This is a genomic window from Achromobacter agilis (assembly GCF_900496965.1).
GTDB lineage: Bacteria > Pseudomonadota > Gammaproteobacteria > Burkholderiales > Burkholderiaceae_B > Achromobacter > Achromobacter agilis.
The window spans coordinates 1-13,095 of sequence record NZ_UFQB01000046.1; the positions used below are offsets into that span (position 1 = coordinate 1).

Annotated in this window: 13 protein-coding genes and 1 other RNA gene; 8 read left to right on the plus strand and 6 right to left on the minus strand. The window is 62.9% G+C overall.

Annotated features, from left to right (window positions below):
- Positions 1 to 135 precede the first annotated feature (135 nt).
- The 4 genes from AGI3411_RS29650 to AGI3411_RS29665 form a co-directional block, all read right to left on the minus strand.
- Positions 136 to 1,041 (minus strand): NAD(P)-dependent oxidoreductase, encoded by a 906-nt coding sequence (locus AGI3411_RS29650; RefSeq protein WP_129530877.1) that lies wholly within the window; start codon positions 1,039 to 1,041, stop codon positions 136 to 138.
- Between the two features lie 58 nt (positions 1,042 to 1,099).
- Complete coding sequence (locus tag AGI3411_RS29655) at positions 1,100 to 2,704, minus strand: gamma-glutamyltransferase family protein (protein ID WP_129530878.1); 1,605 nt, start codon at positions 2,702 to 2,704, stop codon at positions 1,100 to 1,102.
- A gap of 174 nt (positions 2,705 to 2,878) precedes the next feature.
- Positions 2,879 to 4,384 carry a tripartite tricarboxylate transporter permease gene (locus AGI3411_RS29660; RefSeq protein WP_129530879.1) on the minus strand — a complete coding sequence of 502 codons (1,506 nt, stop codon included), beginning with the start codon at positions 4,382 to 4,384 and terminating at the stop codon, positions 2,879 to 2,881.
- A 13-nt stretch (positions 4,385 to 4,397) separates the two neighbouring features.
- Complete coding sequence (locus AGI3411_RS29665; protein WP_129530880.1) at positions 4,398 to 4,862, minus strand: tripartite tricarboxylate transporter TctB family protein; 465 nt, start codon at positions 4,860 to 4,862, stop codon at positions 4,398 to 4,400.
- Positions 4,863 to 5,369: 507 nt separating this feature from the next.
- Here AGI3411_RS29665 and AGI3411_RS29670 point away from each other — a divergent pair.
- From AGI3411_RS29670 to AGI3411_RS29685, 4 genes are all read left to right on the plus strand, one after another.
- The gene (locus tag AGI3411_RS29670) at positions 5,370 to 5,816 is read left to right on the plus strand and encodes a hypothetical protein (protein ID WP_165359316.1); all 447 of its coding nucleotides are present in this window, start codon (positions 5,370 to 5,372) and stop codon (positions 5,814 to 5,816) included.
- Entirely contained in the window at positions 5,816 to 6,127 is a 312-nt protein-coding gene (locus AGI3411_RS29675) for a cell division protein ZapA (protein ID WP_129530882.1), read from the plus strand. Before AGI3411_RS29670 ends, AGI3411_RS29675 begins: the two co-directional genes overlap by 1 nt.
- Before the next feature lie 45 nt (positions 6,128 to 6,172).
- Positions 6,173 to 6,357, plus strand: a non-coding RNA gene (ssrS, locus tag AGI3411_RS29680) — 6S RNA.
- 80 nt (positions 6,358 to 6,437) lie between these two features.
- Positions 6,438 to 7,190: an SIMPL domain-containing protein gene (locus tag AGI3411_RS29685; protein ID WP_129530883.1), complete on the plus strand. Its 753-nt coding sequence runs from the start codon at positions 6,438 to 6,440 to the stop codon at positions 7,188 to 7,190.
- Here AGI3411_RS29685 and lgt read toward each other — a convergent pair.
- A complete protein-coding gene (gene lgt / locus AGI3411_RS29690) occupies positions 7,165 to 7,953 on the minus strand; it encodes a prolipoprotein diacylglyceryl transferase (protein WP_129530884.1) in 789 nt (262 codons plus the stop codon). The two genes, AGI3411_RS29685 and lgt, sit on opposite strands and share 26 nt — an antisense overlap.
- Positions 7,954 to 8,081: 128 nt before the next feature.
- On the opposite strand from lgt, the gene ilvD reads away from it, so the two are divergent.
- The 3 genes from ilvD to msrA are packed head-to-tail and all read left to right on the plus strand — an operon-like array spanning position 8,082 to position 10,663.
- Positions 8,082 to 9,767 (plus strand): dihydroxy-acid dehydratase, encoded by a 1,686-nt coding sequence (ilvD, locus tag AGI3411_RS29695; protein WP_129530885.1) that lies wholly within the window; start codon positions 8,082 to 8,084, stop codon positions 9,765 to 9,767.
- Positions 9,751 to 10,086, plus strand: coding sequence for a c-type cytochrome (locus tag AGI3411_RS29700; protein WP_165359317.1), 336 nt, complete (start codon positions 9,751 to 9,753; stop codon positions 10,084 to 10,086). The genes ilvD and AGI3411_RS29700 overlap by 17 nt, the downstream gene beginning before the upstream one ends.
- 22 nt (positions 10,087 to 10,108) lie before the next feature.
- Positions 10,109 to 10,663 carry a peptide-methionine (S)-S-oxide reductase MsrA gene (msrA, locus tag AGI3411_RS29705; RefSeq protein ID WP_129530886.1) on the plus strand — a complete coding sequence of 185 codons (555 nt, stop codon included), beginning with the start codon at positions 10,109 to 10,111 and terminating at the stop codon, positions 10,661 to 10,663.
- Positions 10,664 to 10,785: 122 nt separating this feature from the next.
- Here msrA and hppD read toward each other — a convergent pair whose 3' ends face one another.
- Positions 10,786 to 11,898, minus strand: coding sequence for a 4-hydroxyphenylpyruvate dioxygenase (gene hppD, locus AGI3411_RS29710; protein ID WP_129530887.1), 1,113 nt, complete (start codon positions 11,896 to 11,898; stop codon positions 10,786 to 10,788).
- Between the two features lie 155 nt (positions 11,899 to 12,053).
- Between hppD and AGI3411_RS29715 the strand changes: the two genes are divergently transcribed.
- A complete protein-coding gene (locus AGI3411_RS29715) occupies positions 12,054 to 12,530 on the plus strand; it encodes an Lrp/AsnC family transcriptional regulator (RefSeq protein WP_129530888.1) in 477 nt (158 codons plus the stop codon).
- The last annotated feature ends 565 nt before the right edge of the window (positions 12,531 to 13,095 follow it).

Here is a 13,095-nt window from a genome sequence, read left to right on the forward strand (position 1 = left end):
GGTTCGCTTGATCCTTGATTCCAATTGACTCTCCTTTTTTCTCTCAAAAAGGTGTCAACCAAATTCAGGACGGGTCAGCGAGTGAAAAAAAAGCGGCGCCGGTGCGCCGCTTTTTTGCTTGCCGACTTGCGGGGCTCAGTCGCGCAGGCGCTTGATCAGGCTGGACGTATCCCAGCGGCCGCCGCCCATTTTCTGGACGTCGCCATAGAACTGGTCCACCAGGGCGGTCAGCGGCAGGCGCGCGCCGTTGTGGCGGGCTTCGGCCAGCACCAGCCCGAGGTCCTTGCGCATCCAGTCCACCGCGAACCCGAAGTCGAATTTGTCGTCGACCATGGTGCCGCCGCGGTTCTCCATCTGCCAGCTTTGTGCGGCGCCCTTGCTGATCACGTCCAGCACCAGCTTCATGTCCAGGTCGGCCGCCTGTCCGAAGGCCACGGCTTCGGACAGCCCTTGCACGATGCCGGCGATGCAGATCTGGTTGACCATCTTGGCCAGTTGGCCGGCGCCGGGAGGGCCGACCAGCGTGACCGCGCGGCCGAAGCATTGCGCCACCGGCTTGATCGCATCGAACACCGCCTGCTCGCCGCCGCACATGATGGTCAGCACGCCATTGACTGCACCCGCCTGTCCGCCCGACACGGGAGCATCCACAAAATTCAGGCCTAGATCCTTAGCCTGCGCATAGAGTTCGCGCGCCACGTCGGCCGATGCCGTTGTGTGGTCGACGAAGACGGCGCCGGGCGCCATCCCCGCGAAGGCGCCGTCCGGCCCCAGCACGATGCTGCGCAGGTCGTCGTCGTTGCCGACGCAGGCGAAGACGATCTGCGCGTCCGCGACGGCTTCGCGCGGCGTGGCCGCGCTCTTGCCGCCAAATTCGGCCGCCCAGGCCTGGGCTTTCGCCGGCGTGCGGTTGTAGACGGTGACGTCGTGCCCTGCGCGGGCCAGATGGCCCGCCATGGGCAGACCCATCACGCCCAACCCGAGGAAAGTGACTTTCTGGGCTACAACCGCGTCGTAGCTCTTGGTACCGATCGTTGCCATGCAGGGAACTCCGCTCAATGAGGGTAAGGTCAGTCTGAGGACACTAACCTTAACGCAATCAAAAGCCCGCGGCGAGCCCGTCGCGTCGGCAGTCGCTCGCGCTGACGTAGCCATCCACGGCCGGATCGCCCAGGCGCCAGATGAATTGACCCGATCCGAAGTCCATGTAGGGGTCTTCCAGGCCTTCCAGGACATGGCCGCGTGTCCGCAGGCCCTGGGCAATGGCCGGCGCCATGCCGGCCTCCAGGTCCACCGCCAGCCCGTGGTTCCATTTCCAACGAGGCGCGTCGCAGGCGGCCTGCGGCTGCTGGCCGTAGTCCAGCATGCGCACGAGCGCCTGCACCTGCCCCTGGGGCTGCATATTGCCGCCCATGACGCCGAAGCTCATCACGGGGGCCCCGTCGCGCATCAGGAAGCCGGGGATGATGGTGTGGAAAGGCCGCTTGCCGCCGGCCACCGCGTTGGGGTGGGACGGGTCGGTGCTGAAGCAATGCCCGCGGTTCTGCAGGCTGACGCCGGTGCCGGGCACGACCACGCCGGAACCGAATCCCATGTAGTTCGACTGGATGAAACTCACCATCATGCCGTTTCTGTCGGCGGCGGTCAGGTAGACCGTGCCTCCCCGCGGCGCATGGCCGCTGGCGAAGGCCTGGGCCGCGCCGGGATCGATCAGGCGCGCGCGCTCGGCCAGATAGCCGGACTGCAGCATCTGTTCGGGCGTCAGGCGCATGTGGCGCGCATCGGCCACGTGTTCGTAGACGTCGGCGAAAGCCAGCTTCATCGCCTCGATCAGCAGGTGCTGCGTATCGGGATGGTCGACGGGGCGGGCCGCCACGTCGAAGTGCTGCAGAATGCCCAGGGCGATCAGGGCGGCGATGCCCTGGCCGTTGGGCGGGATCTGGTGCAGCGTATGGCCGCGGTATGACTGGCTGATCGGGGACACCCATTGCGGCGCGTAGTCGCGCAGGTCGGCCAGCGTCAGCGCGGCGTCGTGCGCCTGTGCATGCGCCACCAGCTTGTGCGCCGTTTCGCCTTCGTAAAAGTCCCGGCCCCCGGTGGCCGCAATGCGCTTGAGCGTGGCCGCGGCCCCGCGCAGGACGAAGTGCTCGCCGATTTGGGGCGCGCGGCCGCGAGGCAGGAAATGGTCCGCGAAGCCCGGCTGCGGGTGCAGGATGTCAGCCTGCGCCGCCCACTTTTCCTGCACGACCGGAGACACGGCAAAGCCGCGCTCGGCGTATTCGATGGCGGGTTCGAGGACCTCGGCGAACGCCAGACTGCCCAGCTTTTCGTGCAGGGCGGCCCAGCCCGCCACGCAGCCTGGCACGGTGACGCTATCCCAGCCCCGGGCCGGGATAGCGCCCTGGTGCTTGCGGCGGAAGTAATCGAGGTTCCAGGCTGCCGGCGAGGTGCCCGAGGCATTCAGCCCATGCAGCTTCGAGCCGTCCCAGATGATCGCGAAGCAATCCGATCCCAACCCGTTGCTGACTGGTTCGGTCAGGGCCAGCGTGGCGGCCGCGGCGATAGCGGCGTCGACCGCATTGCCGCCACGAGCCAGGATCCGCAGACCGGCCTGGGCGGCTAGCGGCTGCGAAGTGGCGACGACATTGCGGGCAAACACCGGCCGGCGGGTGCTGGGATAGGGGTTGTTCCAGTTGAAATTCATCTCGAATCATCGCGTGGGGTAAACCCGTAGCTTAACGTAGATGATCCGGATTCTGGAGCAATCCGTATCGTGTTGTATTGATTAGCAATATTTTCCCTGAGCAGGGGCGAAAAAAAACCCCGGACCAGGCCGGGGTTTTGGGGGCGAGGCCGCCGATTGGCGGCACGCTGGGTTTTATTCTTCTTCCACGAAGGTTTCTTCGCGCTTCTTGCGGATGGCGGGCAGGGCCACCAGGATCACCAGGAAGACGGCGACCGCCAGCAGAGAAGCCGACAGCGGACGCGTGACGAAGGTGGTGAAGTCGCCGCGCGAGAGCAGCAGGGCACGACGGAAGTTTTCTTCCATCATGGGGCCCAGGACCAGGCCCAGCAGCAGCGGCGCGCCTTCGCATTTCAGCTTCGACCACACGTAGCCGATGATGCCGAAGATGGCGGTGGTGAAGATGTCGAAGGTGTTGTAGTTCAACGAATACACACCGATCGTGCAGAACACCAGAATCGCCGGGAACAGGATGCGGTAGGGCGCCTTCAGCAGCTTGACCCAAAGGCCGATCAGCGGCAGGTTCAGCACCACCAGCATCAGGTTGCCGATCCACATCGAGGCGATCAGGCCCCAGAACAGCTCCGGGTGGCTCGTCATGACCTGCGGGCCGGGCTGGATGTTGTGGATGGTCATCGCGCCGACCATCAGCGCCATCACGGCGTTGCCCGGGATGCCGAGCGTCAGCAGCGGGATGAACGAGGTCTGGGCGGCGGCGTTGTTCGCCGACTCCGGGCCAGCCAGGCCGGCCGGGTGGCCCTTGCCGAAGCGCTCCGGATTCTTCGAGATCTTCTTTTCCAGCGTGTAGGACGCGAACGACGACAGCACGGCGCCGCCGCCCGGCAGGATGCCCAGGGCCGAACCCAGGGCCGTGCCGCGCAGCACTGCGGGAGCGGCTTCCTTGAATTCCTGCTTGTTGGGATACAGCGAGCCGATCTTGTCGGTGATGTCGACGCGGTTTTCCTTCTGCTCGAGGTTGGTCATGATTTCGGCGAAGCCGAACACGCCCATGGCCACGATGGCGAAGTCGATGCCGTCCTGCAGTTCGGGGATGCCGAAGTCGTAGCGTGCAACGCCCGAGTTCACGTCGGTGCCCACCATGCCCAGCAGCAGACCCAGCAGGATCATCGCAATCGCCTTGGGCAGCGAGCCCGAGGCCAGCACCACGGCGCCAACCAGGCCCAGGCACATCAGCGAGAAGTACTCGGCGGGGCCGAACTTGAATGCGACCTCAGCCAGCGGGGGCGCAAAACCGGCCAGCAGCAGAGTAGCCACGCAGCCTGCGAAGAACGAACCCAGGGCAGCGATTGCCAGGGCGGCGCCAGCGCGGCCGTTGCGGGCCATCTGGTGGCCGTCCAGCACGGTCACCACCGCGGACGTTTCCCCTGGCAGCGCCACGAGAATGGCCGTCGTGGAGCCGCCGTATTGGGCGCCGTAGTAGATGCCTGCCAGCATGATCAGGCCGGCCACCGGGGGCAGCACGTACGTGATCGGCAGCAGCATCGCGATGGTCGGAACCGGGCCGATGCCCGGCAGCACGCCAATCAGCGTACCCAGAATGCAGCCCAGCAATGCATAGGCGAGGTTCTCGGGCGTGAACGCGACCGAGAAACCCATCATCAGGTGATCTAACAATTCCATGGCCGGATGCTCCTTAGTTCATGCCCAGGAAGGACGGCCACAGCGGGAAAATCAGCCCCAGCCCCTTGACGAATGCCAGATACGAGAAGATCACCAGGAAGATGCCGTTGGCGACGGCGACTTTCAGGCTGAACTCGTGGCTGGCCAGGCTGCTGACGACAACCAGTACGAACACCGAGATATAGATGCCCAGCAGCTTGAGGATGAAGCCGTAGAGCACGACCGATCCGACCACCAGGAAGACGATGCGCCAGTCGAACTTGTCGATGTGCGTTTCATGGGCTTTCTTGGACAGCGAGCCAAGCAGCACGATGGCGCCCAGCAATGCCAGAACAATGCCTAGCCAGAAAGGAAAATACCCTGGGCCCATCCGTGCGGCAGTACCCATTTGGTAGCTGCTGGCCTGCCAGGCGAATCCCAGTCCGAGGGCGATGAACATCACCCCCGACCAGAAGTCCTGTCGATTGCGTAGCTGCATGATTGGTTGGCTCCTGTTTACAGCATGTAGATAAAAAGGGTTTGTAGCCGGAGGTCCCGCCGAAAGGTGGGTGACAGGCACAAAAAAGGCACTTCGGCGTGCCATTTATTCTTCTGAAAGCGACGGCGTGGATTCTTGAAAGGCCGAATGGTAATGGACGCCTGCCACGCTGCAAACCCTGTAAGCTCGGTGAAAGCCTGGGGTTTTCCCTAAAATTGGGGAACTCCCGACCCCGAGTTGTAACGAGGCAGGAAGTTTGAGGGCTTTTTGAAAGCTAAGTGAAAGTTTATAGAAAGAAATGCGAAAGCAGGATCGGCCAGATGCCGGATTCCTGCCGCAAGTCCGCGCCGCGATCGCGGCACCGGGGAGAAAGGCCTTATCCCCCGCGCTGGAATCGGGTAAGGTCGCATTCCGAAATCACCGCTGTAATTCCTACTGAATATTGCCGGGTTTCTCACCTTGCGTGAAGAGGCCCCCAACAACCCAGGATGGTTTACGATAGCGCCCATGCTGCAAGATCTAGACCAACTCGCTGCCCGCATCGGGCAACTGGTGCAACGCACCCGCCAACTCCACGCAGAGCGTGACGCGTTGCGCGCCCGTCTGAATGAAACCGAAGCTGAACAGCACGTGCTGAAGCAACGCGCCGCCGAGCGCGAGGCCGAGATCGTCACGCTGCAAAGCAAGCTTCAGGAACACGACGGCGCTGTCAGCGTCATGCTCGAGCAGGCTCAGCAGGCCGAAGTCGCACTGCGCGAACAACTGGCCCGCGAGACCTCCGAGCGCCAATCGCTCGAATCGCGTTTCTCCGCAAGGGAAACCGAACTGCAGGGCAACCTGCAGACCCGCGACACCGAACTACAGCGCTTGCGCGTGGCCGCCACTTCGGCCCGCGAGCGCATCGACGCCGTGCTGGCCCGCTTGCCGGGCGCGCCGTCTGGAGAGCAACACTGATGGAACGCGTAGATGTAACCATACTGGGGCGCGACTATTCCCTGGCGTGCTCGGTGGATGAGAAGCCGACCCTGGTCGCGGCCGTGCGCCACGTCGATCAATTGATGTTGCGCATTCAAGGCACGGGCAAGGTCTCGAGCAATGAACGCATCGCCGTGATGGCCGCACTGCAGATCGCGGGCGAGCTGCTTGCAATGAAAGCGCCCGATGGCCCCTTGGGCGGTTTGGCGGTCGGCGACTTCAAGCGTAGAATCGAGGACATGAACGCAGTACTCGATGACGCCTTGTCGGGTCAGGAAAAGCTGCTCTAACGTTCATCAAGCTGTAGTTCATCGCTGTAATCAAGATTTTTCAGTTTGTCCCTGCCGTGTTCGTGACTAGGCCATACATTCTCTGAACCTATGTCTTATGGCATATTGGTTGCGGGAGTGCAGAGCTGGAGTGATCGTCTCCTGTAGACGAACCCGACGCTCTTCGGAACGCGACCACCTTGAACCTCAGGGTTCGAGATGCCGGCCTTGACGGCACAGGCGGGGCATCTATCCCAGCGGGCCTGCCATGAGCGCAGGTCCGCGCCGGGCGCCTCCTCCCTCCCCACCGTCCTCCTTCTAGGACCTGTCCATGCTCAAACACTCCGTCTTTTCGCTGACCAAACTGGGTGCGGCGTGCGCAACCGTGGCCGCTCTTGCCGCCGTGCAGCCCGCCTACGCGCAGGCGCAGGCGCCTGTCGCCGCGGAAGCCTCCACCAGCCGCGCTCCCGAACTCACCCTGCAGGCCACGGCGTCTTCCGAGGTCAAGCAGGACACGGTCCGGATCTCGTTATCCGCGGAAGTCGAAGCGCCCGATCAGCCTGGTGCCGGCAAGAAACTGACCGCCGCGCTGGATGACGTGGTCAAGCGCGCGCGCGACGTCAAGGGTGTGGAAGTGCGGACGGGCGGCTACAACGTCTGGCCCAATACCAGCAGCAAGGGCAAGATCGCTTCGTGGCGTGGTCAGGGCGAAGTGATCCTCGAATCCAAGGACTTCGAAGCGGCAGCCGCCCTGGCTTCCAAACTGTCGGACAAGACCGCCATTTCCAACATCGGCTTCCTGCTGTCGCGCGAGGCGCGCGAGGCCGAGGAGCGCAAGCTGCTCAAAGAGGCCGCGCAGGCCTTCAAGGACCGCGCGCTGGCGGCCGCGAACGCCTTTGGCTTTTCGGGCTACCGACTGAGCAAGCTGGAGCTGGGCGGCTCGGGCGGGCCAGTGCCCATGCCCCGCATGATGGGGGCAGCCATGGCGAAAGATGCGTCGGCCGGCTACAGCCCGGACGTCCCGCTGGAAGCGGGAGACGTCACGGTCAGCATCGCGGTCAACGGGACGATCGTTTTGCAGTAAGGCTGAACATGAGGGCGCCCAGGGCGACCATCGGCAGGGACAGCCACTGTCCCATGCTCAGTCCGCCCGCGAGCAGGCCCAGGAAATTGTCCGGCTCGCGGGTGAACTCCACCAGGAAGCGGAACGTCCCGTAGCCCATCAGGAAGAGCCCGCTCACCTGGCCCAACGGACGCGGCTTGCTCGAGAACCACCATAGCAGCGCGAACAGCACGATGCCTTCCAGGCCCAGTTCATAGAGCTGCGATGGGTGGCGCGGCAGGCCGTCGCCGCTGTCCGGGAAGACCATGGCCCACGGCACGTCGGTCGGCCGGCCCCACAGTTCCCCATTGATAAAGTTGCCCAGGCGGCCGAAACCCAGTCCCAGCGGGATCAGCGGCGCGATGAAATCGCTGACCGCGAAAAAAGGCAGCTTTTTCTTGCGTGCGAAGAGCAGCATCACCAGGATCACGCCGATCAGGCCGCCGTGGAACGACATGCCGCCCTGCCACAGGTACAGCACCTCGAGGGGATGCGACAGGTAGTACGAGGGCTTGTAGAACAGCACATAGCCCAGCCGCCCGCCCAGCACCACGCCCAGCACGCTATAGAAGATGAGGTCTTCCAGGTCGCGCACATTGAGCGACGTGGTGTGGCCGCTGGTGATCCGCCGGCGGCCCAGCAGGTACACCAGGGCAAAGCCGACGAGATACATCAGCCCGTACCAGTGAATGGCAAGCGGCCCGATCTGCAGGGCGACGGGGTCGAATTTCGGATATTGCAGCATGTTCTGCCCGACACAATGAAGTTGAATGATAATAACCGGCGAGCCCTGAAGATTCGCGAGCAAGCGAGCCAGCTTCCTTGGGTGCGGCCGCCATGTCCGCGCCCGATGGCCGACAGGAGACACAGACCATGCCGCACAACGAACGTTCCCGCCATATCACTCACGGCGTCGCGCGCGCGCCCAATCGCGCCATGTATTACGCGCTGGGTTACCAGGAAACCGATTTCGACAACCCCATGATCGGCGTGGCCAACGGCCACTCGACGATCACGCCCTGCAATAGCGGCCTGCAACGGCTGGCCGACGCCGCCATCGACGCCATCCGCGCTTCCCGCGCGAATCCCCAGGTGTTTGGAACGCCCACGATCTCGGATGGGATGTCCATGGGCACCGAGGGCATGAAGTACTCGCTGGTGTCGCGCGAAGTGATCGCGGATTGCATAGAGACCGCGGCGCAGGGCCAGTGGATGGACGGCGTCGTGGTGATCGGCGGCTGCGACAAGAACATGCCGGGCGGCATGATCGCGCTGGCGCGGACCAACGTGCCGGGCATCTATGTCTACGGCGGCACGATCAAGCCCGGCCACTATAAAGGCAACGACCTGACCATCGTCTCCGTCTTCGAGGCCGTGGGCGAATACACGATGGGCCGCATGCCCGAAGCGGATTTCAAGCAGATAGAGAAATGCGCGATCCCTGGCTCTGGCTCCTGTGGCGGCATGTACACGGCCAACACCATGAGCTCCGCGTTCGAGGCCATGGGCATGAGCCTGCCGTATTCCAGCACGATGGCCAACGAGGACGAGGAAAAAGTCGCGTCGGCGGCGGAATCGGCGCGTGTGCTGGTAGAAGCGGTCAAGCGCCAGCTGCGTCCGCGCGACATCATCACGCGCAAGTCCATCGAGAACGCGGTGTCCGTCATCATGGCCACTGGCGGGTCCACCAATGCCGTGCTTCACTTCCTGGCGATCGCCCACGCCGCCGAAGTGCCATGGACCATCGACGATTTCGAGCGCATCCGCAAGCGCGTCCCGGTGCTGTGCGATCTGAAGCCTTCGGGCAAGTACGTCGCCACGGACCTGCATCGCGCCGGCGGCATCCCGCAGGTCATGAAGCTCCTGCTTAACGCGGGCCTGCTGCATGGCGATTGCATCACGATCACCGGCAAGACCATTGCCGAAACCCTGGACGGCGTGCCCGATGCGCCGCGCGCCGATCAGGACGTGATCATGCCGCTGGATCGCGCGCTGTACCCGCAGGGCCACCTGGCCATCCTCAAGGGAAACCTGTCGCCGGAAGGCTGCGTCGCCAAGATCACCGGGCTGAAGAATCCGGTGATCACGGGCCCCGCCCGCGTCTTCGACTCCGAAGACGATGCCATGACGGCCATCATGGCCCGTCAGATCCAGGACGGCGACGTCGTGATCATCCGCTATGAAGGCCCCAAGGGCGGTCCGGGCATGCGTGAAATGCTGGCGCCCACGTCCGCGCTGGTGGGGCAGGGGCTGGGGGAAACGGTGGGGCTCATCACCGATGGGCGCTTCTCCGGCGGCACCTGGGGCATGGTTGTGGGGCATGTCGCGCCGGAGGCGTTCGTCGGCGGCCCCATCGCGCTGATTCAGGAGGGCGATTCGGTTACCATCGATGCCCACCAGCTGCTGTTGCAGCTCAATATCAGCGACGAAGAAATGGCGGCTCGTCGCCAGGCCTGGGTTCAGCCCAAGCCGCGTTATACACGCGGTGTGCTTGCCAAATTCGGCAAGCTCGCCAGCACCGCGAGCCGTGGGGCAGTAACCGATGCATTTGAAGAGTAGTCTGATGTTGGGCGTCGCCTGCGTCCTGGGCGCAAGCGCGGTGCATGCGCAAACCACCGGCCTGGATCTCGCCAAGAACAAGGCCTGCATGGCCTGTCACCAAGTCGAGGCCAAGCGGGTGGGCCCGCCCCTGAAGAGCGTGGCCGAGCGCTATGCGGGGCAGGGCGACGCGATGGTGGATTATCTTGCGGGCAAGATCCGCGGTGGCGGCCGCGGCGCCTGGGGCGCCGTTCCGATGCCGGCCCAGACGCAGGTCAGCCAGGAAGACGCCCGCCTGCTGGCAGAGTGGATCCTGTCGCTGGCGCCTCCCAAGCCGTAGTCTTAAGAAAGAAGGAATCGTCATGGCAGAACAACCCTCCCCGGGCAATGAAGTCGCCGTACTTGGCGGCGGCTGCTTCTGGTGCGTCGAAGCGGTGTTTACCGAGCTGCGCGGCGTCAAGAGCGTGCTGCCCGGCTACAGCGGCGGCCACGTGGATAATCCCACCTACGAACAGGTGTGCGGCAAAGACACCGGCCACATCGAGGTCGCGCGTGTCGAATTCGATCCCGCCGAGCTGTCGTATAGCGATTTGCTGCGCGTATTCTTCGCAACCCACGATCCAACGACGCCGGGCCGGCAGGGCAACGACGTCGGCCCGCAGTACGAATCCGCCATCTTCTGGCAGAACGAGGCTCAGCGCGAGCAGGCAGAAGCCGTCATCGCGGAGGTCGAGGCGCAGAAGGTCTATGATGCGCCCATCGTGACCAGGCTCTTGGCACCCGTCAGGTTCTGGCAGGCCGAAGACTATCACCGCGATTACTTTGCGCTGCATCCCGAGCAGGGTTATTGCCAGTTCGTGATCGCGCCCAAGGTCGCCAAGTTCCGCAAGCAGTTTCAGGACCGGCTGCAGAAATAAGCGCAATCCCGCGTGCCGCCGGCGCAAAAAAAACCTCACCGAGGTGAGGTTTCAAGGCCGGCGCCGGTGCTTGCGCACCGGAGGCCTGGCCGGGGAAGGGCTTCCGGGTTCGGGTCCGATGTTCAGTCGACGGACTTCACCACGCCGCGGCGCATCTGGTCCAGTTCGATCGATTCGAACAGGGCCTTGAAATTGCCTTCGCCGAAGCCATCGTTACCCTTGCGCTGGATGATCTCGAAGAAGATCGGGCCGATCTGGTTTTCCGTGAAGATCTGCAGCAGCAGGCCGCCGCCGGGGGCGCCGTCCAGCAAGATGCGGTTCTTCAGCAGGCGCGTCACGTCCTCGCCATGGTTGGGCAGGCGGCGGTCCAGCAGTTCGTAATAGGTATCGGGCGTGTCCAGGAACACGACGCCGTTCGTGCGCAGCGCTTCGATCGTGCCGTAGATGTCTTCCGTGGCCATGGCGATGTGCTGGATGCCTTCGCCGCGGTACAGGTCCAGATATTCCTGGATCTGGCCCTTCTCTTCCGTGCCTTCCTCGTTGATCGGAATGCGGATATTGCCGCAGGGCGAGGTCATGGCCTTGGACTTCACGCCCGTCACCTTGCCTTCGATATCGAAATAACGCACTTCGCGGAAGTTGAAGAGGCGTTCGTAGAACTCGGCCCACTCGGCCATGCGGCCCTTGTGCACGTTGTGCGTCAGGTGATCCACCAACGTCAGGCCTGCGCCGCGGTGGTTCAGGTCCACTTGCGCGTTTGTCGGGTCCACGGGAACGAAGTCTACGTCATAGATGCTGATGTCGCCGATACCGCCGTGGCCATCCTTGCCGGCCCAGCGGTCCACCAGGTAGATCAGCGAATCGCCGATGCCCTTGATTGCGGGGATGTTCAGTTCCATCGGGCCGCTGTGCGAGTCGAAACCCCAGGCGCCGAGCTCCAGTGCGCGTTTGTACGCGGCGTTGGCGTCCTGTACGCGGAAGCCGATCGCACAGATGGACGGGCCATGCAGGCGCGCGAAACGCTGGGCGAAAGAATCCGGCTCGGCATTGATCAGGAAGTTCACGCCGCCTTGGCGGTACAGCGTCACATCCTTGTGGCGATGCTTGGCAATGGCTTTGAACCCCAGCAACTCGAACACTTTGCGCAGCGCGACGGGGTCCGGCGCGGCGTATTCAATGAACTCGAACCCGGCGGTGCCCATCGGGTTGTCCCAGGGTTGGAATGCGCTGCTCATCAGTCTGCTCCCTTGCATTGTTTTAAGGACGACTTGTCCTTCAAGTCTAGATGGAGATTGTAGGTAGGAAAGGCAGGCAGACAATTGCAAACATGTCGCGAAAGCCGGTTGTCTGGGCAATAATATTGCTGTCAATTGGAAATTGAGGGCTAAAAATGTCTGAAATCGAGCTTGATCGGACAGATCTAAGGATTCTGGCGGAGCTGCAGCGCGACGGCCGGCTGAGCAACCAGGAGTTGGCGGACCGCGTTTCCCTGTCTCCCAGCCCGTGCCTGCGCCGAGTCCGGGGGCTGGAGGAGAAGGGTTTCATCAAGAAATACGTGGCGCTGATCGATGCCGAGAAAGTCGGCCTCGGCCTGTTGGCCTACGTGAATATCCGGCTGAACAAGCACAGCGGGTCCAGCCACGCGCCCATGAGCGACTTCGCGCGCGACGTGCAGCTGTGGCCGGAGGTCGTGGAGTGCTACGCCATGTCCGGTGACATGGACTATCTGCTGCGCATCCAGGTTGCGGACCTGGCGCACTTTTCGCGCTTCGCGATGGACACGCTCATGCGCCATCCGGCCGTGGTCGACATGAGATCCTTCTTTGCGCTCCAGCAGATCAAGGAAACGACCGAGCTGCGCCTGTAGCCGGGCGGGGCCGCTGCCTGCCCGGTTCTTGCGTTCCTCTATATATATAGGGAACGGGAGCGCGGCCCTTCTGTATATAGGGGGCAGTCCCTCAAAAAATTCACTTTTCTGCAAAATAGGTGTCATGCTGACGACACATGTTTAAATTCTGTGCTATAGTCTCGCTCCTTCGCAGTTCAAACAGTTTGTTGAGCAGCGAAGCAAAGCAGGAAGCAAGTTCGGTAGTTGCTCAGGCAGCAGCCGGCGCGCAGCAGGTCTGGTGGGGTGATGGAAGTTGCCCGGCAAGATCGCCGCGAAACGATCAGGCAAGCGTTTTGTGGTTTTGCAAGATAGGATGCAAATTAGGCAGAAGCCAGTTGCATAATCTGCAAAAATTGTGTTATAGTTTCAGGCTTGGCAGTTACCGAAAAGTTAGGGTTAACCCTGATGTTTCGATAGGTGCTAGTTGCTGACACAGCAAGCGACGCGAAAGCGTAGCGGCTGGGAAAGCAGGCAGTACAGAATTTAGCAGTACCGCTCTTTAACAATTAAACAACCGATAAGTGTGGGCGCTTGATGCGGGTGC

Excerpts from the sequence above, each read along its gene's own strand:
- AGI3411_RS29685 (WP_129530883.1), top strand. The coding sequence starts at position 6,438 with ATGCTCAAACACTCCGTCTTTTCGCTGACCAAACTGGGTGCGGCGTGC.
- lgt (WP_129530884.1), bottom strand. The coding sequence starts at position 7,953 with ATGCTGCAATATCCGAAATTCGACCCCGTCGCCCTGCAGATCGGGCCG.
- AGI3411_RS29665 (WP_129530880.1), bottom strand. The coding sequence starts at position 4,862 with ATGCAGCTACGCAATCGACAGGACTTCTGGTCGGGGGTGATGTTCATC.
- AGI3411_RS29650 (WP_129530877.1), bottom strand. The coding sequence starts at position 1,041 with ATGGCAACGATCGGTACCAAGAGCTACGACGCGGTTGTAGCCCAGAAA.
- ilvD (WP_129530885.1), top strand. The coding sequence starts at position 8,082 with ATGCCGCACAACGAACGTTCCCGCCATATCACTCACGGCGTCGCGCGC.
- AGI3411_RS29675 (WP_129530882.1), top strand. The coding sequence starts at position 5,816 with ATGGAACGCGTAGATGTAACCATACTGGGGCGCGACTATTCCCTGGCG.
- AGI3411_RS29670 (WP_165359316.1), top strand. The coding sequence starts at position 5,370 with ATGCTGCAAGATCTAGACCAACTCGCTGCCCGCATCGGGCAACTGGTG.
- AGI3411_RS29655 (WP_129530878.1), bottom strand. The coding sequence starts at position 2,704 with ATGAATTTCAACTGGAACAACCCCTATCCCAGCACCCGCCGGCCGGTG.
- AGI3411_RS29700 (WP_165359317.1), top strand. The coding sequence starts at position 9,751 with ATGCATTTGAAGAGTAGTCTGATGTTGGGCGTCGCCTGCGTCCTGGGC.
- AGI3411_RS29660 (WP_129530879.1), bottom strand. The coding sequence starts at position 4,384 with ATGGAATTGTTAGATCACCTGATGATGGGTTTCTCGGTCGCGTTCACG.
- msrA (WP_129530886.1), top strand. The coding sequence starts at position 10,109 with ATGGCAGAACAACCCTCCCCGGGCAATGAAGTCGCCGTACTTGGCGGC.
- hppD (WP_129530887.1), bottom strand. The coding sequence starts at position 11,898 with ATGAGCAGCGCATTCCAACCCTGGGACAACCCGATGGGCACCGCCGGG.
- AGI3411_RS29715 (WP_129530888.1), top strand. The coding sequence starts at position 12,054 with ATGTCTGAAATCGAGCTTGATCGGACAGATCTAAGGATTCTGGCGGAG.